Here is a 20,092-nt window from a genome sequence, read left to right as displayed (position 1 = left end):
TGACTCCTGGTCGTGCGTGCGGGTGGGACGGGCGGGATCAGAACTTGAGGCCGCCCAGGAGACTGGCCAGGCTCTCGCCGCCGGCCTTGATGCTCGGGGCGATGGCCGTGCTCGACAGGTAGAAGCCGAACAGGGCCGAGACCGTGGCGTGCGAGCCCTTCAGTCCGTCCTTGCGGAAGAAGAGGAACACGACAACGCCGAGCAGGAACACGCCAGACAGGGAGAGGATCATTTCGGGCCTCCTGGTGTCGAAGGTGGGGGACAGTCACCATGAGTTCTTCCAGGATCACAGGATGTATCCATACGATTAAAGGTGCAACTGGGTGAAATGTGGCTGATTTCGCCCACCCGGCGGCGTCGCCCCGGCTTCGGCGGGCCAGGCCTGTTGCCTCCAGGGGCGTCTGTCGCTGATCTTTACCTCCGGCACATCGGGTCATGTGCCGCGCCAGCCAGTACGCTGGCGATTCACTCGTACGGCCGTGTTCCGCTCGCTGTCGTACGCTCCCTGCAGTCCCCGAAGTTTGAGGAGAGGCGGTCCCGCCGATGAGTGAAGCCCCCGACCCCGAGGTCGTGGAGCTGGCGACCAAGATCTTCGATCTGGCCCGGCAGGGGCAGACCGAAGCGCTCGTGGCGTACGTCGACGCCGGCGTTCCGGCCAACCTCACCAACGACCGAGGCGACTCCCTGGTGATGCTCGCCGCCTACCACGGCCACGCCGACGCGGTGCGCGCCCTGCTCACCCGGGGCGCCGCGGCGGACCAGATCAACGACCGGGGTCAGACCCCGCTCGCGGGTGCCGTCTTCAAGGGCGAGACCGGAGTGATCAAGGCGCTTCTGGAGGGCGGGGCCGACCCCGCCGCGGGCACGCCGTCGGCGGTCGACACCGCCCGCATGTTCGGCAAGACGGAACTCCTGGAGCTGTTCGGCGCGCACTGACGCGCATGTCCTGACCAGGTACGACACAGAAAACGGGGGAGGCGGTAAAGGGCCGCCGGAAATACGGTCGCGGCAGCGCAAACGGCCGGGTCATCATGACGACGTGATTCACGGACGCGATGGCTGGGCAGGTGATGCCGCACCGCGCGGACCGTGATGCGGTCCGCCTGGGCCACAGACGAGAGGCAGAGAGAAATGGTCTTCAGCAAGCAAGAGACGGCGGGCGCTCCGACGTTGTGTCACGCGGCCAGGTAGTGCGTGTTCTCCGGTTGCGTCGACGCTTGATGTGAGGCTGTTTCCCATGTTCGATCCGGTCATAGCGCCCAGCGGTACGCTGCTCGGCCTGCTCCAGCGGGGCCGCGGCGACGGCACGCTGCACGCGCTCACCGCCCCGCGCGCCGAAGCGCTCGCGGCTCTGAACCACTGTGTGCTGCGCGATCCCCGCCACGACTGGCAGGTGGAGAACCGCTCCCTCTACTACGCCCGGCTCTACCTCGACCTGAACGGCGAGCTGGACGCCATCGAGGCGCACCTCTTCGACTCCGAGGACGTCCTCGACACCGACGAGTCCCGCACCGGCCTCGCCCTGGCCGTCCTCGGGCACCTCGCCTCCTACGGCAGGCGCGACGCGCTCGAACTCCTGCGCCGGTACGCCGCCCACGGCTCGAACTGGGCCTGGGCGCTGGACGAGCTGGCCCTGCGGGACGACGACGCCGGCCTGCGGGCCCTCGCCGCGCCCGTCCTGGCCCGCTTCACCACCGACCCCGAGGGCGAGGCCGAGCTGGCCGCCGCCGTGCGCGACGCCTTCGAGCCGAGGCCTTGGCGGCTGTGGGCGGAGGATCCGCGCGAATCGATCGCCACGCGCGTGCGTGCCGCACAGGAGACCGGCTGTTTCGACCGCTGGCAGCGTCAGATGCGGCCCAGCGGTCCGCGCCCCGGCTGGAGTGTGCGCGCCGTGTTCGAGTGGGCCCAGCAGGGCATGGAGCGCGGTGCCGCCCTCCATGTGCCGGCCGCCCGCTGCCTGGTGGCCGTGGCGGGCCCCGAGGACCGGCCGGAGATCGTCCAGGCGGCACGGACCGGCATGGACGGGGCCCGCTGCACCGCCCTGCGCTATCTCGCCGACAGCAACGACCCCGACGCCCTCGACCTGGTCGAGGCCGCGGTCGCCGACGGCACGGCCGTCGTCGTGGAGGCCGCCGTCGACGCCTTCGAACGGATGCGCAGTGTCGCCGCCGTCGACCGCGCGCGCCGCTGGGCCCAGCGCCCCGACGCGCTCGGTGCCGCCGCCGGACGCATGCTCGCCTGCCGCGGCGGCGTCCAGGACCGCGACCACGTCCTCGGCGCCCTCCGGGAGGCCGTGCGCGGCGAGGGTCCCGACGCGCCGACCCTGTGGACCCTCGTCGACGGCGCCGGACGCCTCGGCATCGCCTGCGCGGCCCCCGTGCTGCGCCATGTCTACCGCGAGACGGCCTCCTCCCATCTGCGCGGCCGCGCGGCCCGCGCCCTGGCCGCCACCGACCCCTCCTTCGCCACCGGCTTCGCCGTCGAATGCCTGTGGGACTGCGAGGAGACCACCCGCGAGATCGCCGCCCGGCACGCCGAGACCGGTGACGCCCGGGTCGCGGAGCGCCTTCGCCGCCTGGCCGCCGATCCGGCCGAGGAGGCGGAAGTGCAGACGGCGGTCCGCAGCCGCTTCGGACCCGACGCCGCCCTCGGCTGACCCCGCACCGCACATCGGTCCGGGCGGACGACCGCCCGCCGTGTGAACACCGGGTGTCCCGCAGGTCAGGCGGTCATGACGGCCGTCTGACCTGCTCGGGTGTGCAGCCCAACGCTCATGGGACGTTCCCCGGGCGGAAAGATCGAAGTTGACGCGGCCACGTCCTGCGCGGCGACAACACCCGTATGCGTGTCGTCATCGTGACCGAATCCTTTCCCCCCGATGTGAACGGCGTGGCCCACTGCGCGCTCCAGACCGCCCGGCACCTCGTAGATCGCGGTCACCATCCGCTCGTCGTCGCCCCCGCCCCCGCTCCCGGCAGCGGACCGGACACGGACGCCCCGTGCCCGGTCGTCCGGATCCCCTCCCTCCCGCTCCCCGGCTACCCCCAGGTCCGGGTCGCCCTCCCCAGCCGACGGCTCGCCGCGGCGCTCCTTGCGCACCGCGCCGACCTGGTGCACCTCGCCAGCCCCTTCGTCCTCGGCGTCCGCGGCATGGCCGCCGCCGCCCGGCTGGGCATCCCGGCCGTCGCCGTCTACCAGACCGACCTGGCCGGATACGCCCGCACCTACATGGGCGCCGGCGAAGCGGCCGCCTGGCGGCGGATCCGCTCCGTGCACGCCGCCGCCGACCGCACCCTGGCCCCCTCCAGCGCCGCCCTCGGTGACCTGGAGGCGCACGGTGTGCCCCGGGTCCGGCTGTGGCCGCGTGGCGTGGACACCGTACGTTTCCGGCCAGAGCACCGTGACGAGGCGCTGCGCCGCGAACTCGCCCCGAACGGCGAACTGATCATCGGCTACGTGGGCCGGCTCGCCCCCGAGAAGCACGTCGAACTCCTCGCCGGTGCCTGCGGCCTGGAGGGCGTCAAGGTCGTGGTGGTCGGCGACGGCCCCAGCCACGCCCCCCTGACCGAGGCGCTGCCCGGCGCCGTCTTCCTCGGCCGCCGCACCGGCCACGACCTCGCGCGGATCTTCGCCTCACTGGACCTGTTCGTGCACACCGGCCCCTTCGAGACGTTCTGCCAGACCGTCCAGGAGGCCATGGCCAGCGGGGTACCGGTCGTCGCACCCGCCGCCGGCGGCCCGCTGGACCTGGTCGCCCACGGCCGCACCGGACTCCTCGTCCCGCCGCGCGAGGCCACCGCCGTGACGGAGGCCGTCCGCACCCTGGCTGCCGACCCGGCCCGGCGGACCGCGTTCGGCGCCGCCGCCCGCACGATGGTCGAGGGCCGTACCTGGGCCGCCGTCGGCGACCAGCTGATCGCCCACTACGGCGACGTCCTCGCGGCGCGCAGGACGGCGGTGGCGGCATGACCGGCCAGTCCCTGCGCATCGTCCGGCTCGCCAACTTCGTCGCCCCCGCCTCCGGCGGCCTGCGCACCGCCCTGCGCGAGCTGGGCAGGGGTTTCCAGGCGGCGGGCCACGAACCCGTGCTGATCGTGCCCGGCGAACGGCACACCGACCGCGACACCGACCAGGGCCGGGTCATCACCCTGCCCGGCCCGCTGTTGCCCGGCACCGGCGGCTACCGCGTCCTGACCGACAAGCGCCGCGTGGCCGCCCTCCTGGAGCAGCTGGCCCCGGACCGCCTGGAGGTCTCCGACCGCACGACCCTGCGCTGGACCGGCCGCTGGGCCCGTCGCGCGCGCGTGCCCGCCGTGATGGTCTCCCACGAGACCGCCGACGGCGTGCTGCGCACCTGGGGCCTGTCCGAGAACCTCTCCCGCCGGGCGGCCGACGCCCTCAACACCCGCACCGCGCACGTCTACTCGCGGGTGGTGTGCACCACGGAGTTCGCCGCGCGCGAGTTCGTGCGCATCGGCGCGCGCAACGTCGTACGCGCCCCCCTGGGCGTCGACCTGATGGAACGCCACCCCGCGCTGTACGACCCGGGCCTGCGCACCCTGCACGCGCGCGGGGGAGAGGCGCTGCTCGTGATGTGCTCCCGGCTGTCGGTCGAGAAGCGCCCCGGCACCGCGCTGGACGCCCTGGACGCCCTGATACGGCGCGGGCGGCAGGCGGTGCTCGTGGTGGCCGGGGACGGGCCGCTCAGGGCCCGGCTGGAGCAGCGCGCGCGGGAGCGCGGGCTGCCCGTCACGTTCATCGGGCACGTCTGCGACCGGGCCGCGCTCGGCGCCCTCCAGGCGACCGCGGACGTCGCCCTCGCGCCCGGTCCCGCCGAGACCTTCGGGCTCGCCGCCCTGGAGGCCATGGCCTGCGGTACGCCCGTCGTGGCGAGCGCGTCCTCCGCGCTGCCCGAGATCATCGGCTCCGCCGGGGCGACCGCGGCGGACCGCGGCGAGGCGTTCGCGGACGCCGTGGAGCTGCTCCTGGACCGCGACGGGCGCGCCCGTCGCGACGCGGCACGCGCGCGTGCGGAGTGCTTCGGCTGGGGAGCGGCCGTGGAGGCGTTCCTGGCGGCGCACGACGCGGAGGTGCTCCGTCCCGCCGCCGTACGTCGCACGCTGCCGGAGGGCGTGGCATGAGACCCGTCCGTTTCGTCGCCCTGGGGGACTCGCTGACCGAGGGCGTGGGCGATCCCGTCGGTGACGGCTGGCGGGGCTGGGCCGCGCTGCTGGCGCCCTCCCTCGCCGGGACCCCCGGCACCGTGGAGTTCACCAACCTCGCGGTCAGCGGTGCGCAGACCCATGACGTACTGGAACGGCAGACGCCGGCCGCCCGCGGACTCGGCCCCGACCTGGTGTCTGTGGTGATCGGCGTCAACGACACGCTGCGCCGCACCTTCGACATCCGGGCGGTGGCCGCCCACCTCGACGAGGTCTACGCGGCCTTCACCCGCGAGGGCGCCACCGTGCTCACCGCCTGCCTGCCCGACCCCGGCGCGATGCTGGGCCTGCCGAGCGCCCTGGCCCGCCCCCTGGCCCGCCGGCAACGGGCCGTCAACACGGTCGTCCACGCGCTGTCCGAACGCTACGGGGCCGTACACCTGCATGCCGCGGACGGTGCCTGGATCACCGACCGGTCCCTGTGGAGCGCGGACCGGCTGCACCCCGGCGAGCGCGGCCACCGCCAGCTCGCCGTCCGCTTCCACGCGCTGCTCACCGAAGCGGGCCGTGCGACGGGACAGGCACCGTCGGCCGTTCCGGAGTTCCCCGCTCCGACCCGGGCGGCGAGCCTGCTGTGGCTGGCCACGGCCGGCACCGCCTGGGTGGCCCGGCGCTGCAGGGACCTGCTGCCGCAGCTGCTGCACCTGGCCGCCGACGAGCTGCACCACCGGGCCCGGGGCACCAGCGCTCTCCTCGACCTGCGGGCCTCGGTGGCGGCCTCCGCCGCGCTGGCCGCCCTGGCGGAGCGCGACGGCGAGAGCGTCGGGTCCCGGCGGCACCCTGTCGGCCCGAGACCGGTCCCTGCTCCGGGGCGTGCGGGTGTGATGCCGGGCGCGGCCACCGCGCAGGCTCAGCTCGGCGGGGCCGCGGTGCCGGCCGCGGCGCACGCGGTCACGCTGCCCGTCCGCGAGGCCACGCCGGCGGTCATGGCCCCTGAGGCACCGGTCCCGGATGCGGCCGGTGCGGTGAGCGGGAGGCCGGTGGCGGGGACCGGCGCGATCACCGGATAGGGTCCAGCGGCCGGGGGCCGGCCGGGAACAGCACCGGGACACGGTCCTGGTGGCACCAGGACCGTGCCGAGCGCGGGCGGGACCCGACGCGCCGGATCGGCGCACCCGCCCGGGCCGGCGCCCGGACCGTGGCCCGGCCGTGGCCGGGGAGCACCGACACCGGACGGCGGCGTGGCGGCAGGTCGTTGCAGGGGATCGTTGAACGATCCCCCGATACGCATGTTGTTTCGTCCTGGTGCGTGCGATTGAATTCCGGGCATGGCAGAGCAGCTGACGGCACTGGCCGACGACCGGTCGCTCCTGGGGCGTACGAGCACGGCGGAGCGGGTTTCGGACATCCTCCGCAGTCGTATCGCCGACGGGTTCTTCCCGCCCGGCACCCGGCTGTCGGAGGACGGCATCGGCGGGGCGCTCGGCGTGTCCCGCAACACCCTGCGCGAGGCGTTCCGGCTGCTCACGCACGAACGCCTGCTGGTGCACGAACTCAACCGCGGGGTGTTCGTGCGGGTCCTGACCGTCGAGGACGTCGAGGACATCTACCGCACCCGTGCCCTGGTCGAATGCGCCGTCGTCCGGGGGCTCGGCGAGGCGCCGTACCGGCTGGACGGTGTCGCCGCGGCGGTCGCCGAGGGAGAGGCCGCGTCCGCCGGCACGGACTGGAAAGCCCTGGGCACCGCCAACATCCACTTCCATCGGGAACTGGTCGCCCTCGCCGGCAGCGAACGCACCGACGAGCTGATGCGCAGCGTCTTCGCCGAACTGCGGCTCGCCTTCCACGTCGTCGACGACCCGCGCCGGCTGCACGAGCCCTACCTGGTCCGCAACCGGCAGATCCTGCAGGCGCTGCAGGACGGGGACAAGGGCGAGGCGGAGCGGCTGCTGGAGACCTACCTCACCGATTCGCTGGAGCGGGTGGTCGAGGTGTACCGGCGGCGCGTCGCCCCGTAAGGAGCGCGGGACCGTGTCCATCCGCGGCTCCGTCGCGGGGCGGGGCCGGCGACGACGCACAGCCCTGTCGGCCGAACCGGTGGACCCGCACCGTTTGGGTCGATGTCAGACCAAGGACCTAGTCTGTGCACCGTGACTTCGCCTGCATCGACGGACAGCGTTCCGCCCCAGCTCAGCGCGGTGCCGCGCCCGGCACCGGGCCCGGCCGCCGACGAGGGGCTGGCACGTCGGCTGCGCGCGCTCGCCTGCACCGCGCCGCTGCACGACCTCGACGCGCGCAAGGCCAACCTGGCCGGTGAGTACTCGGTGTACGGCATGGCCGAGGTGGCCCTCGCCGCCATCGACCTGGTCACGCTCAACATGGACTTCGACACCGGCGCCGACCACGAGCAGATCGTGGCCCGCCTCGTCCCGCGCATCGCCGCCCAGGCCCCGCACCGGCCGACCGCCGAGCACGAGCGCGTGGCCCGCTGGGTGCTGGAGAACCTGATCAACGTCGGCAGCGTCGACCGCGGCTTCCGCGCCGTCTACGGCACCTTCGCGCCGGACGGCACGTACGTCCGCAGGGACTACGACTTCAAGCTGATCGAAGAGGTCCCCGGCCCCGGCGGCACGGTCTACCTGCGCACCACGGACGAGGCGGTCAACGTCCTGGTCGGCGCCCTCGACACCGACGTCACCAGCGCCCAGATCGCCGCCGAGGTCAAGCTGGAGGTGCTGATCAACCGCGGCCGGCTCGCCGACGCGCAGCTCGCCGCCGAACAGGCCCGCTACCGCACCGTGCAGTACTCCGAGACGCTGCGCCGCGCCCTGGAGGCCACCCGGCGCAACGTCCGCGCGGTCGACTGGCTCAACACGGTGCCCGACATGATCGCCGAGGCCCTGGACCACGTCGCCGACCGCTATCGCCACGAGAACGCGATCCTCACCAACATCCGCAAGGCCCGCGACGAGACCGAGGAGCCCGAGCACAAGCGCCGGGCCGCCGAACTCGTCGACATCGTCAAGGACTGCATCCGGCGGCACACCCAGCTCCAGTCGCGGCTGCTGGAGGCGGGCCCGCTGTTCCGCGCCGAGCAGGACCGGCAGGCCTTCGCGACCCCGGCGACGACGTCCGGGATCGACCTGTACGGCCACCTCGTCGCCCCCGTCCTGCCGCTGCCCCTGGAGCAGGCGATCCACGTCACCGACGCGTTCTTCGCGCACGGCACAGGGTTGCGCACACCCGTGTCCGTACGGGTGGCCGACCTCGTCGACATACTGCTGACCCCACCGGTGGAGCGGGAGCATCTGGGTGCGGAGATGCCGGAGCCGGATCTGATCGCCACACCGGACGACAGCCGGTTCAGCGAGGAGCAGCTCGCCGCTGCGACGGAGCTGCTGGATCTGCCGGCCGACGCACCGCGCAGACTGTCGGGCCTGCTGGCCGAGGCCCGCCGGACCGGCGATCCCGATCTGGCGTACCTGGTCGCGCTGCTGGCCGTCCACGCGGCCAGCCCAGCCGTGGGCACCGCCTACCGGCAGGGCGAGGAGAAGCTGCTGTTCGCCGTGGACGACGGGACCGAGCTGGACGATCCCGAGTTCGGCGGGGCGGATCTCATCGTGGGGACCGCGTTGCTGGACGCGGTGGGGATGGCCGCGGACAGGACGGAGGCGGCGTGATGGCTGCGCCGGTGGGCGCGCGCGGGTGCGCCGCGGCTCGCCGCGCCCCGCGCCACAGCCGCAGTCCGATACCGTCCCGCGCCCCTGAACACGCCGCCACCGCCCGCAGTTTCAAGATCAAGGAGTTGTGTCCGTGACCGAGCACGTCGACCGGAGTGAGCCCGAGCCCGCCGCCGCGCCGGCCGGTTCCGCCGTCACCCCCGCCGACGCCGCCGACGCGGCGCGGCTCGTCGCCTTCGGGCTGCAGCCCAAGCTGCAGCCCGCGCGGGACCAGGAGTACACCGAGCTGCTGCGCCGGTACCGCGACGACCCGGCGTTCGCCCGGCTCGCCGACGCCGTCGCCGCCGGTCTGGGGCTCGTCGTGCTGGAGGTGTCCCCGCGCGCGGGCATGGCCGTGACGGCCGCCGAGGACTCGGTGTTCGCCGTCCGCATGGGTGACTACGCGCGTCGCACCACCGCCGACTCCGGCGACCGCTTCCTGCACGGCCTCGCCCACCTCGCCGCAGCCGCACTGGCCTTCCCGCGCCCGGAGGACCTGGCCGACGACTCCTACATCGGCCGCGTCTCCGTCAACGGCGTCGACGCCTTCGTACGGCAGGCCTGCCGGCGCCTGGAGGAGCGCGCCGAGGAAATGGGCGAGAACACCGACCCGGCGACCGACACGCCCGGCCTTGAGGCCGCCTGGCGGATCTGGGCCAGACGCAGCGCCACCGGCGCCACCAAGGACGCCCGCCGGCCCGCCGCCTCCACCACCGGCATCGTGGCCAAGGCCCTCGCGTTCCTCACCGACTCGGGCTTTCTGCAGCGCACCGGCGAGGACAGCGGCGGCACATACCGCACCACCGCCCGCTACCAGCTCCAGGTCCGCGACCTGGCCGGCAGCGCCGCCCTGGCCGAACTGCTGGAGCTGGGCGTCGTACCGGTGACCGACGGCACGGCCAGCCTGCTGCCCGCCGAGGACACCGAGGACCTGGAGCTGGTGGCCGACGCCGGGCTGCCGTTCCACTCCTGACCCCCGCACCACCGCACGTTTTTGCACACCTACGAAGACTTACGACGAGAGTCCGCCATGTACGAGCTGTCCCGGGTCCGCCTCTACTCCATCGGTCCCGCCGGTGCGCGCTACGCCGACACCGTGCTTGACCTGCGGGGTGTCGGAGAGCCCGTGCCCGACCCGGCGCCCACGCAGGCGGAGTTCTTCGAGGAGGAGCCGTCCGGCCCGCCGCGCCGGCCCGCGCCCGCGGGTGTGCTCTTCCTGGAGAACGGCGGCGGCAAGTCCGTCCTGCTCAAGCTGATCTTCTCGGTGATGCTCCCGGGCCACCGCAACACCCTCGGCGGCGCCAGCTCCGGTGTGCTGCGCAAGTTCCTGCTCGCCGACGACTGCGGGCACGTGGCACTGGAGTGGCAGCACGTGCAGACCGGCGAGTGCGTCGTCGTCGGCAAGGTCAGCGAGTGGCGCGGGCGGCAGGTCTCCAACGACCCCCGCAAGTTCGCCGAGGCCTGGTACTCGTTCCGGCCCGGCCCGGGGCTGAGCCTGGACGGTCTGCCCGTCGCCGAGTCCACCGCGGTACGGCCGTCCGCCGAGGGCACCTCGGGTGCCCAGGGCCGGCGCCGCACCATGAAGGGTTTCCGGGACGCCCTGACCGAGGCGGGCAAGGCCTACCCGCACCTGGAGGTGCACTGGGAGGAGATCCACGACCGCTGGATCGAGCACCTCGGCGACCTCGGCCTCGACCCCGAACTCTTCCGCTACCAGCGGGAGATGAACGCCGACGAGGGAGAGGCGGCCGGCCTCTTCGCGGTCAAGAAGGACTCCGACTTCACCGACCTGCTGCTGCGCGCGGTCACCGACACCCGGGACACCGACGGCCTCGCCGATCTCGTCAGCGGGTTCGGCAACAAGCTGGGTCGGCGCGCCGAGCTGATCGCCGAGCGGGACTTCACCGCCGGGTCGGTCGACCTGCTCGGACGGATCGTCGAGGCCGCAGACGCCCGCTCACGCGCGCGTGACGTGCACGGCGGCGCCGAGCGCCGTACCCGCACGCTCGCCCGGCGGCTGTCCGCCCGGGCCGTGCGGGAGCGGGTGCGGGCCGCCGACCTCGCCCAGCGGGTCACGGCCGCCGCGTACGCCGTCACGCACTCCGAGGGCGCGCGGGAGCGCAGCGCCCTGATCGCCGCCGAACTCGCCTACCGGCACGCCTCCCTGGCGCTGGCCGCCGCCGAGAAGTCCGCCGCCGCGCAGAAGCGCGAGCTGGCCGACGCGCGCACCCTGCACTCCGCCTGGCAGGCCGCCGAGGCCGTGCTGCGCCACCGCGCCGCCGCCGACCGTGTCGCGCGCGTGTCCGCCGCCATCCAGGAGGCCGAGCGGGACGCCGCGCCCGCCCTCGCCGCGCGTGCCAAGGCCGCCGTGGACCTCGTACGGGCCCTGCACACGGCCGCCGGCAGCGCCGAGGCCCTCGCCAACGAGGAGGAGGAGCGCTCCGCCGCGCTCCAGGAGGTCAGCGACTGCGCCTACCGCGACTCCACCACCGCCGCGACCGAGGCACAGCGCGCCCGCAGTGAGGCCGGACATCTGCGCCAGCGTCTCACCGAGGTCGAGCAGGAGACCGCCGAGGCCGTCCGCGCCGGCTGGCTCGACGACAGCGCACCGGACGCCGACCCGGCCCGTGCCGCGCTCGCCGCCAGCGACGCCGAGAAGACCGCCGTCACCGCCTGGGACGCGGCCCGCGAGGCCGCCCGCAAGGTCACCGAGCACGCGCGCGAGGCGGCCGCCGCCGAGTCCCGTGCGGAGCTGACCGCGGCCCGCGCCGCCGACGCCGCGACGGCGACCGAGCGCGCCTACGAGGCCGAGCGGCGCCTCGCCGAGTCCCTGGCCGCCGAGGAGCGGCTCGCGGAACTGCTGAGCCTGCCCGGCGCGCCCGCGGCCGCGCACGCCGGGGTGCCCGGTCCACGGTCCGGCGCCGACGACACGATGGGGGCCGCAGGCGGCCCGACCGAGGCGGGACCCGGCCGGCAAGCGGACGGCTCCGCGGGCGGGCGCGCCGGAGAACCGACGGGACCGGGCGCCGACGGCACCCCAGGTGCCGAAGGACCCCTCGCCCCCGAGGAACTCGACCGCTTCGCCGACGAGTTGCGTGCGCTTCTCGACGACGCCGTGTCGACCGCCGAACGGCACCTGTTCGACCTGCGCACCGCCGCCGCCGACGACTCCCGCATCCTCGGCGCGCTCGGCGACGGCGGACTGCTGCCGCCCGGCCCGGACGTGCTGGCCACGGTGGAGTTCCTCGGCGAGCACGGTATTCCGGCACTGCCCGGTTGGCGCTATCTCGCCCAGGCCGTCGACCCCGCCGACCACGCGCGCGTGCTAGCCGCCCGGCCGGAGCTCGTCGACGGTGTGATCATCACCGACCCGGACACACACGCGCGTGCCCGTGACGCGCTCGCCGACGCCGCCCTGCTGCCGCGCTCCGCCGTCGCCGTCGGCACGGCGGCCGCCCTGCTCGCCCCGACCCCCGCCGCCGACGCCACCCCGGGCGACGTGTTCCTCGTGCCGCCGAACCCGGCCATGCACGACGAACACGCCGCCGACGAGGAACGCCAGGCGCTGCGCGCGCGGGCCACCGCACGCGACGAGGAGATCCGCGCCCTGGCCGCCCGCCTCGGCAAGGACCGCGAACTGGCCGCCCGGCTCGCCTCCTGGCGCACCGGCTGCCCCGCAGGCCGCCTCACCGAACTGGCCCGGACCGCCCAGGAAGCCCGCGCGTTCGCCGAGGAGGCCGAGGCCGAGCTGGCCGAGGCGCGCACCCTGCGCGCGGAGGCCGACGAGGTCGCCGCCGAGGCCGTACAGGTCCGCGACGAGCGGCAGGAGGCCGCGCAGCGGGCCCGCCGCGCCGCCGACGCCCTCGCCGGACTCGCCTACCGGCTGCGCGAGCGGGCCGGCTGGCAGGCCCGCCTGCGGGAACTCGCCGACGAGGCAGCGGAGTCCGAAGCCCGCGCCCAGGCCTGCCTGGAGCGTGCCCGCGCCGCCGACGAGGACCGCCGCGCCGCCCAGCGCGCCGCCGACGACACCCGCCGTACCGCGCGTGCCCTGCGGGCCGAGCGCTCCGAGATCGCCGGCGCCCCCGACGACGTACCGGAAGAGGACACGGACGCCCCCACGGCGTCCCTGCCCGCCCTCCGCGAGGCCTACCGGGCCGCCTCCCAGGTGTACGAGAAGGTCGGCGTCGGCGCGGACCTGCGCGCCGAACAGGCCCGCGCGGAGAGCGACGAGAGCGCCGCCCGCGCCGAACTGGACCGGCTCAGCAACAAGGTCCGCACCCGCGCCGAGCAGCTGCTTCAGTCGCCCGACGGCTCCGACGGGCCGTCCCGGCAGGCGGCCGCCGCACGCGCGGAGGAGCTGGTGCAGCTCCTGGAGACCCGTATGTCCAGCGCGAGCGAGCAGCTCGGCCGGCTGCGCGGCGAGGCCGAGCGACACGCCCCCGAGGACGGCGAGGCGCACACCGAGCTGCCCGAGGAGCTCGTCCCGCGCGACGCCGAGCACGCCCAGGCGCTGCTGCGCACCGCCACGGGCGAACTCGCCGCCCGCACCGGGGCCCTGGCCGAGGCCCGCGAGGCGCACGCCGAGCTGCTGGAGGCCCACCGGGCCGCCGAGGACGCGGCCGGCGGCTTCGACGAGATCGCCGCGATGCTCCGGGACCTGCTGCGCGAACACTCCGCCGAGGAGGAGCAGGAGGAACCCGAGCCGTACCCCGGGAGCCTGGAAGAGGCCCGGCAGTCCGCCGCCGAGGCCCGCCGCTCACTGCGTGGCTGCGCCGCCGACCTGTCCGCCGCCGAGGCGGCCGTGCGCGAGGCGAGCGACGTACTCGTCCGGCACGCCAACTCCACGCGCTACGAGCAGGTCCGCACCCCGGCCCGGCAGCAGATCCGCGAGCTGCCCGCGTCCGCGCTGCCCGAGCACGCCCAGAAGTGGGCCGACGCCTTCGCACCCCGACTGCGCGTCCTGACCGACGAGCTGGCGCAGCTGGAGCGCAACCGCGACTCGATCGTGGACCGGCTGCGGGGGCTCGTGGAGTCGGCGCTGGCCACACTCAGGTCCGCCCAGCGGCTCTCCCGGCTGCCGGAGGGGCTCGGGGAGTGGTCGGGACAGGAGTTCCTGCGCATCCGCTTCGAGGAACCCGATCAGGCCACCCTCACCGAACGCCTCGGCGAGGTCATCGACGAGGCCACGCGCGCGGCCGTGAAGAAGAACTCCGACCTGCGCCGCGACGGCGTGTCACTGCTGCTGCGCGGCGTCGCGGCGGCGCTGCAGCCCAAGGGCGTGGCCGTCGAGATCCTCAAGCCCGACGCCGTACTGCGGGCCGAGCGCGTCCCGGTCGGACAGATGGGCGACGTGTTCTCGGGCGGCCAGCTGCTCACGGCGGCCATCGCGCTGTACTGCACGATGGCCGCGCTGCGCTCGAACGACCGGGGGCGGGACAAGCACCGTCACGCCGGCACGCTGTTCCTGGACAACCCCATCGGCCGCGCCAACGCGACGTACCTGCTGGAGCTCCAGCGCGCCGTGTCCGACGCGCTGGGCGTGCAGCTGCTCTACACCACCGGTCTGTTCGACACGACCGCCCTGGCGGAGTTCCCGCTGGTCATCCGCCTGCGCAACGACGCCGACCTGCGGGCGGGCCTGAAGTACATCAGCGTGGAGGAACACCTTCGGCCCGGCCTGCCCCAGCAGCCCCAGGCGGGAGAAGCGGGGCACAGCGAGATCACGGCGACGAGGATGTACAAGAAGCCGGCCCCGAGCGCTCCGTAGGGCGCCCGGGTACCGGCCGGGCCGCGCCGGCGGCCCGGCCCGTGATCGCCCAACCCGTGATCGCCCGGCGCGCAGGCGGCCGGCGCCATGCCTGAGCACCCCGCCTCAGGGGTGCGACAACTGCCCGGCGCCGCCCCGCCGGCGTATCCGCTCCTGCTCGCTCAGGGCCGCGCGCTCCTCGCGGCGGCGGGCGCGTCGCTCACGGCGCAGTGAGCGGGCCGTACTGCTCGGCTCGGACACCACGCCGTACCGCTGGCTCCACACCTGGCGGGTCACCCACACGTCGACCACGGCCCAGGTGGCCACCACCGTGCTCGCCACACTGCTGATCACCATGGGGAAGGCCAGCCAGGTCCCGGCCAGCGTGCACAGGAACGCCACCATCGCCTGGATCAGCGTCACCGCGATGATCAGGACCGCCCGCACCGCCGCCGTACGCACCGGGTCCGGCAGCGGGTGCCGCCGGGCGGGCTCCTCGACCCACAACGGCCGGTAGTCCTGCTGCTGTTCACCGGCGGCCTCCCTGGCGCGCCCGGGCGCCGGAACGTCGCGATCCGGGGCCTCCACGCCCCACCGTGCCGTCGAGCGTCCCGCCACGCTCTCCTCCGGCGCCTCGCGCCGCTCCGCCGTGCCCATCACCGTGTCACTCCCCACCGCCAGCAGACCGCTCGCCCCGGAGTCACAGGACTCCGACTCCCCAGTGGCTGCCCGGCTTGCGCTGTTTTACGCCGCCGGGGTGCGGGATGCGGCTCCTGTGGCCGATTCCGCCCCCATTTCCCGTAGAGAAGGACGCACGGGAGCGCGGGAAGATTCCCTGTCGGCGAAAAAAACAAGCCAACCGCCCGGCCGTGACATCCCGGTCGGGCCGGGCGCGGGTACCGGATCGCGGTGGCAATCTCCCGTAATGCCCGGACAACTCGCCTTCTCTCGCGGCGGGAGCGGAAGTTCACCTTCCGGACGTGCCTTCGAGTTAACTGTGAGGCGGTAGTAGGCTCGCGCCGTTTGTTGACGTACATGTGCGCCCCCGACCTGCGGGGGTCGAGCTGGGGGAGGCCATGCGCTTTCGCGGGAAGTCCATCCGCCGGAAGATCGTGGCGCTGCTTCTCGTGCCGCTGGTGTCCCTGACCGCCATCTGGGGTTTCGCAACGGTACTCACCGGGCGTGAAGTCGCCCGGCTGTTCCACGTGACGGACGTCAGACAGGACATCGGCTACCCCGCCGAGGACACCGTCCGCGTCCTCCAGCAGGAACGCCGGCAGACCCTCGTCTACCTCGCCGACCCGCGGGCCGCCGACGCCCTCTCCGCGCTGCAGCGCACCCGCACCGCCACCGACCGGGCGATCGCCAGGATCCGGAAGAACGCCGGTGACCACGACGTCCTCGACGCCATGGACGCGGACGACAGCGAACGCCTCACCGCCGCCCTCGACGCCTTCGACGGCCTCGACTCCCTGCGCCGCACCGTCGAGGCGGGCACGGTCACCCGCGCTCAGGCCCTGCGCCTCTACAACCGCCTCGTCGACCCCTGCTTCACCCTGCTCGGCGCGCTCGAAGGCATCGACGACGTCGAACTGGACGCGCAGGCCCGCGCGATGGTCAACATCAGCCGCGCCCGCGAACTGCTCTCCCGTGAGGACGCGCTGCTCGGCTCCTCCCTCGTCGTCGGCCGGCTCACCCGCCACGAGACCCGCGACATCTCCGACCTCGTCGCCCAGCGCACCGTCCTGTACGACGTCAGCCTGCCGCTGCTGCCCGCCGCCGAACGAGAACGCTACGAACGCTTCTGGAACAACGCCACCACGGCCCCCCTGCGCGCGGCCGAACAGACCGCCGCCGGCACCGATTCCGGCACGCCCCGCGGTGTCACGGCGCAGAGCTGGGACGCCGCCGCCGCGAGCGTGCTGGACGACCTCGGCACCCTTGACGACCAGGTGGGCGACCGCTTCCAGGACCGCACCCGCCCCGTGGCCGTCGAGGTCATCGTGCAGGCGGCCGTCGCGGGCCTGCTCGGGCTGGTCGCGCTCGTGCTCTCCCTCGTCCTGTCGGTCCGGGTCGGCCGCGGCCTCATCCGCGACCTGCGCCAGCTGCGCCTGGAGGCGCACGAGGCCTCCGGGGTCCGGCTGCCCAGCGTGATGCGCCGCCTGTCCGCCGGCGAGCAGGTCGACGTCGAGACCGAGGCGCCGCGCCTGGAGTACGACAAGAACGAGATGGGCGAGGTCGGCCAGGCCCTCAACACCCTTCAGCGGGCCGCCGTCGAGGCCGCCGTCAAACAGGCCGAACTGCGCTCCGGCGTCTCCGAGGTCTTCGTCAACCTCGCCCGCCGCAGCCAGGTGCTGCTGCACAAACAGCTCACCCTGCTCGACGCGATGGAACGCCGCACCGAGGACACCGACGAACTCGCCGACCTCTTCCGCCTGGACCACCTCACCACCCGCATGCGGCGGCACGCCGAGGGTCTGGTGATCCTCTCCGGCGCCGCGCCCTCCCGGCAGTGGCGCCGCCCCGTGCAGCTGATGGACGTCGTGCGGGCCGCCGTCGCCGAGGTCGAGGACTACGAACGCATCGAGGTCCGGCGGCTGCCCCGCGTCGCCGTCACCGGCCCGGCCGTCGCCGACCTCACCCACCTCGTGGCCGAACTCCTGGAGAACGCCACCGTCTTCTCGCCGCCGCACACCGCCGTACAAGTCCTCGGTGAGCGGGTCGCCAACGGCTTCACGCTGGAGATCCACGACCGGGGGCTCGGCATGACGGCCGAGGCACTCCTGGACGCCAACCTGCGCCTGGCCGAGACCCCCGAGTTCGAACTCTCCGACACCGACCGGCTCGGCCTGTTCGTGGTCAGCCGGCTCGCCCAGCGCCAGAACGTCCGGGTCTCCCTCCAGCCGTCGCCCTACGGCGGTACCACCGCGGTCGTCTTCATCCCCGACGCGCTGCTGAGCGACGACGTACCGGACACCAACGGCCTCGGTTTCCGCCTCGACCGGGACCGCCCCGCGAAGGGCACCGGGCAGGCGGCGGGTGCCGTCGGACGCTCCGCGGTGCCGGCGCAGCTGCCCGGCGGGCCCACCTCGCTGCTGGACGGCCCCGTCGAGCTTGAGGCGCCCGTGGATCTCGACGCCATCGACGACTTCCCCGGTGTCCTGGCCGACGAGGAGAGCGAGCGCGGCGGACTGTTCCGGCCCCGCCGCTCCCGTTCCCGCGCCGACGACCCGGCGTCCGCCTCCGCGTCCGTCGACCGCATGCCGCGCGACGACGCCGGTGAGCGCGGCCCCATACCGTTGCCGCGGCGGCAGGCCCCCAAACTGGTCAGCTCGCACGGCAAGCCCGTCACCGACCAGCGCACCCGGCGCGACGAAGGGGACGAGCAGGCCGTCACCGCGTCCCGCCGCCCCGAGACGGGCGGGCCGGCCCCGCTGCCCGCCCGCCGGCGCACCACGGCTTCCCGGCGCCCCGCCGAACTCACCGACCGCGCTGCGGACCGCGGCGCGGCTCCCGCCGACGGCACCGGCCCGCCCCCCGGCGTTCCGGCGCTGCCCCGCCGCCCCCGGACCGGGGCGGCCATCGGTGACGGCGCGGATGCCGCGCCGCGGTCGGACGGCGGCGTGACCGGCCGGCCGGACGGGGACGTCACGGGCCGACCGGCCGTCGGCGCCAGGGAGTGGTCGGAGCCGGGCTTCATCGAGCCGTTGGACGAGGGCCTGGCGCTGCCTCCCGGCGAGCGGGGCCGTTTCGGTGACGGCGCGGCCGAACCCGCCGATGAGCGGGGCCGTTTCGGTGACGGCGCGGCCGAACCCTCCGATGAGCAGGGACGTTTCGGCGGGGGAGCGGTGGACCCCGCGGGCAGGCGGTACCGCTTCGGTGAGCCGGCCGAGCCGACCGGCGAAAGGTTCCGGCAGGATGCCGGCCCGGCCGAGCCCCCCACCGCGGGAGCCTTCCGGCCGGGTGCCGGCCCGGCCGCGCTCACCGGCGAGGAGTCCCGTCCCGGCGGTGGCCCTGTCCGGCCGGCCGGCGAGACAGCCGGGTTCGGCGGCAACGCGGCGGGATTCGACGGCCCGGCGGCCGGCTTCCGCACCGGTCCGAGCCGGCCCGGCGGCGCGCCCCCGACCACCCGCGACACGACCCCACCGGCCGAAGCCACCGGACTCTCCGAAGCCACCGGCCTCTCCGAAGCCACCGGCCTCTCCGACGCCACGGGCACCGGCGGCCCCGCGGGCACCGGGTCGGGCGCGGAGGCGCCCACCGGAGCCCTGCCCCGGCGGGTTCGCCAGGCCAGCCTGGCCCCTCAGCTCAAGCAGGACACCGTACGGCGCGCCGAACGCGCCGCGCAGCCCGCCGACCGCGACGCCGAGGAGGTCCGCAGCCGGATGGCCTCGCTCCAGCGTGGCTGGCAGCGTGGCCGGCGGGAGAACGCCGCGGGCGACGGGGCCCACAACGGCACAGCACAAGGAACGACTAAGGGGGACGGTCGATGACCGCACCGAAGGCGACCGGCCACACGGCGACGAACAAGGGGGAGCTGAACTGGCTCCTGGACGACCTTGTCGACCGCGTCGCCAGCATCCGCAAGGCCGTCGTCCTGTCCGGCGACGGCCTGCCAACGGGTGTGTCCAAGGACCTGACCAGGGAGGACAGCGAGCATCTGGCCGCCGTCGCCTCCGGCTTCCACAGCCTCGCCAAGGGCGTGGGCCGGCACTTCGAAGCGGGCAGCGTCCGGCAGACGGTGGTCGAGCTGGACGACGCCTTCCTCTTCGTCACCGCCGCCGGGGACGGCAGCTGCCTCGCCGTCCTCTCCGACGCCGACTCCGACGTCGGGCAGGTCGCCTACGAGATGACGCTCCTGGTCAAGCGGGTCGGCGTGCATCTGGGCGCGGCGCCGCGCACCGATCTCCCCGCAGGCGGGTAGTGGGATGACATGAGCGGAGACGGTCAGGGAAGAAACCACTGGTTCGACGACGACGCCGGACCGGTCGTCCGTCCGTACGCCATGACGCGCGGCCGTACGGCGAGTACCGCGCAGCACCGGCTGGACCTGATCGCGGTGGTCGTCACGGAACCCGAGGGCGGCGATCCGGAAACGGATCCGACGCTGTCGCCCGAGCATGTGGAGATCGTCGGGCTCTGCCGCGACGAACCGCAGTCGGTCGCCGAACTCGCCGCCGACCTCGACCTGCCGATCGGCGTGGTGCGCGTCCTCATCGGCGACCTCGTGCACGCGGAGCTCGTCCATGTCTCGCGTCCGGTGCCCCCGGCCGAGCTGCCGGACGAGAGCATTCTGCGCGACGTGATCAACGGTCTCCGGGCCCTGTGACCGGTACGGAAGCGGAGTACGGAGTGCTGCCGTGACAGGCCGGCACCCGCCGCACGGACCCCGGGTCCCGGCACGGCGGCCGCCGTGCCGGCGCGAGGATCCGGGACTGCGGCGAGGAGCGGCGGCGACGGCCGGG

13 protein-coding genes and 1 pseudogene are annotated in these 20,092 nt (G+C 74.5%); 12 read left to right on the top strand and 2 right to left on the bottom strand.

Annotated features, from left to right (window positions below; all coding sequences use genetic code 11):
* Positions 1-37: 37 nt before the first annotated feature.
* Positions 38-232, bottom strand: coding sequence for a hypothetical protein (locus IO33_RS0142650; RefSeq protein ID WP_031174416.1), 195 nt, complete (start codon positions 230-232; stop codon positions 38-40).
* A 311-nt stretch (positions 233-543) separates the two neighbouring features.
* On the opposite strand from IO33_RS0142650, the gene IO33_RS0142645 reads away from it, so the two are divergent.
* The 9 genes and pseudogenes from IO33_RS0142645 to IO33_RS0142605 all read left to right on the top strand — a co-directional run bounded on the left by IO33_RS0142645 (position 544) and on the right by IO33_RS0142605 (position 14,648).
* Positions 544-936 carry an ankyrin repeat domain-containing protein gene (locus tag IO33_RS0142645; RefSeq protein WP_031174415.1) on the top strand — a complete coding sequence of 131 codons (393 nt, stop codon included), beginning with the start codon at positions 544-546 and terminating at the stop codon, positions 934-936.
* A 301-nt stretch (positions 937-1,237) separates the two neighbouring features.
* The gene (locus tag IO33_RS0142640; protein ID WP_031174414.1) at positions 1,238-2,656 is read left to right on the top strand and encodes a hypothetical protein; all 1,419 of its coding nucleotides are present in this window, start codon (positions 1,238-1,240) and stop codon (positions 2,654-2,656) included.
* A gap of 185 nt (positions 2,657-2,841) precedes the next feature.
* A complete protein-coding gene (locus IO33_RS0142635) occupies positions 2,842-3,969 on the top strand; it encodes a glycosyltransferase family 4 protein (RefSeq protein WP_031174413.1) in 1,128 nt (375 codons plus the stop codon).
* Positions 3,966-5,141: a glycosyltransferase gene (locus IO33_RS0142630; RefSeq protein WP_031174412.1), complete on the top strand. Its 1,176-nt coding sequence runs from the start codon at positions 3,966-3,968 to the stop codon at positions 5,139-5,141. Before IO33_RS0142635 ends, IO33_RS0142630 begins: the two co-directional genes overlap by 4 nt.
* Positions 5,138-5,965: pseudogene (locus IO33_RS0142625) on the top strand (SGNH/GDSL hydrolase family protein); the annotation flags it as partial. The gene IO33_RS0142630 and the pseudogene IO33_RS0142625, both read left to right, overlap by 4 nt.
* 525 nt (positions 5,966-6,490) lie before the next feature.
* Positions 6,491-7,180 carry a GntR family transcriptional regulator gene (locus IO33_RS0142620; RefSeq protein ID WP_031174410.1) on the top strand — a complete coding sequence of 230 codons (690 nt, stop codon included), beginning with the start codon at positions 6,491-6,493 and terminating at the stop codon, positions 7,178-7,180.
* 132 nt (positions 7,181-7,312) lie between these two features.
* Positions 7,313-8,842 (top strand): hypothetical protein, encoded by a 1,530-nt coding sequence (locus IO33_RS0142615; RefSeq protein WP_031174409.1) that lies wholly within the window; start codon positions 7,313-7,315, stop codon positions 8,840-8,842.
* Between the two features lie 133 nt (positions 8,843-8,975).
* Positions 8,976-9,854 (top strand): hypothetical protein, encoded by an 879-nt coding sequence (locus IO33_RS0142610; RefSeq protein WP_031174408.1) that lies wholly within the window; start codon positions 8,976-8,978, stop codon positions 9,852-9,854.
* A 57-nt stretch (positions 9,855-9,911) separates the two neighbouring features.
* On the top strand, positions 9,912-14,648 hold the full coding sequence (locus IO33_RS0142605) for a collagen-like triple helix repeat-containing protein (RefSeq protein ID WP_031174407.1): 4,737 nt from the start codon (positions 9,912-9,914) through the stop codon (positions 14,646-14,648).
* Positions 14,649-14,753: 105 nt separating this feature from the next.
* Here IO33_RS0142605 and IO33_RS0142600 read toward each other — a convergent pair whose 3' ends face one another.
* Entirely contained in the window at positions 14,754-15,284 is a 531-nt protein-coding gene (locus IO33_RS0142600) for a hypothetical protein (protein WP_031174406.1), read from the bottom strand.
* A 419-nt stretch (positions 15,285-15,703) separates the two neighbouring features.
* On the opposite strand from IO33_RS0142600, the gene IO33_RS45575 reads away from it, so the two are divergent.
* Genes IO33_RS45575 through IO33_RS0142585 form a run of 3 tightly spaced genes read left to right on the top strand, consistent with a single transcriptional unit; the run spans position 15,704 to position 19,956 of the window.
* Entirely contained in the window at positions 15,704-19,120 is a 3,417-nt protein-coding gene (locus IO33_RS45575) for a nitrate- and nitrite sensing domain-containing protein (protein ID WP_031174405.1), read from the top strand.
* Entirely contained in the window at positions 19,117-19,551 is a 435-nt protein-coding gene (locus IO33_RS0142590; protein WP_031174404.1) for a roadblock/LC7 domain-containing protein, read from the top strand. Before IO33_RS45575 ends, IO33_RS0142590 begins: the two co-directional genes overlap by 4 nt.
* Positions 19,552-19,560: 9 nt before the next feature.
* Positions 19,561-19,956, top strand: coding sequence for a DUF742 domain-containing protein (locus tag IO33_RS0142585; RefSeq protein ID WP_031174403.1), 396 nt, complete (start codon positions 19,561-19,563; stop codon positions 19,954-19,956).
* Positions 19,957-20,092 lie beyond the last annotated feature (136 nt).

Origin of the sequence: Streptomyces durhamensis (assembly GCF_000725475.1) — a bacterium.
GTDB lineage: Bacteria > Actinomycetota > Actinomycetes > Streptomycetales > Streptomycetaceae > Streptomyces > Streptomyces filipinensis.
This window is presented reverse-complemented; position numbering and strand designations above follow the sequence as displayed.

Excerpts from the sequence above, each read along its gene's own strand:
- IO33_RS0142650 (WP_031174416.1), bottom strand. The coding sequence starts at position 232 with ATGATCCTCTCCCTGTCTGGCGTGTTCCTGCTCGGCGTTGTCGTGTTC.
- IO33_RS0142645 (WP_031174415.1), top strand. The coding sequence starts at position 544 with ATGAGTGAAGCCCCCGACCCCGAGGTCGTGGAGCTGGCGACCAAGATC.
- IO33_RS0142640 (WP_031174414.1), top strand. The coding sequence starts at position 1,238 with ATGTTCGATCCGGTCATAGCGCCCAGCGGTACGCTGCTCGGCCTGCTC.
- IO33_RS0142635 (WP_031174413.1), top strand. The coding sequence starts at position 2,842 with ATGCGTGTCGTCATCGTGACCGAATCCTTTCCCCCCGATGTGAACGGC.
- IO33_RS0142630 (WP_031174412.1), top strand. The coding sequence starts at position 3,966 with ATGACCGGCCAGTCCCTGCGCATCGTCCGGCTCGCCAACTTCGTCGCC.
- IO33_RS0142620 (WP_031174410.1), top strand. The coding sequence starts at position 6,491 with ATGGCAGAGCAGCTGACGGCACTGGCCGACGACCGGTCGCTCCTGGGG.
- IO33_RS0142605 (WP_031174407.1), top strand. The coding sequence starts at position 9,912 with ATGTACGAGCTGTCCCGGGTCCGCCTCTACTCCATCGGTCCCGCCGGT.
- IO33_RS0142600 (WP_031174406.1), bottom strand. The coding sequence starts at position 15,284 with ATGGGCACGGCGGAGCGGCGCGAGGCGCCGGAGGAGAGCGTGGCGGGA.
- IO33_RS45575 (WP_031174405.1), top strand. The coding sequence starts at position 15,704 with ATGCGCTTTCGCGGGAAGTCCATCCGCCGGAAGATCGTGGCGCTGCTT.
- IO33_RS0142590 (WP_031174404.1), top strand. The coding sequence starts at position 19,117 with ATGACCGCACCGAAGGCGACCGGCCACACGGCGACGAACAAGGGGGAG.
- IO33_RS0142585 (WP_031174403.1), top strand. The coding sequence starts at position 19,561 with ATGAGCGGAGACGGTCAGGGAAGAAACCACTGGTTCGACGACGACGCC.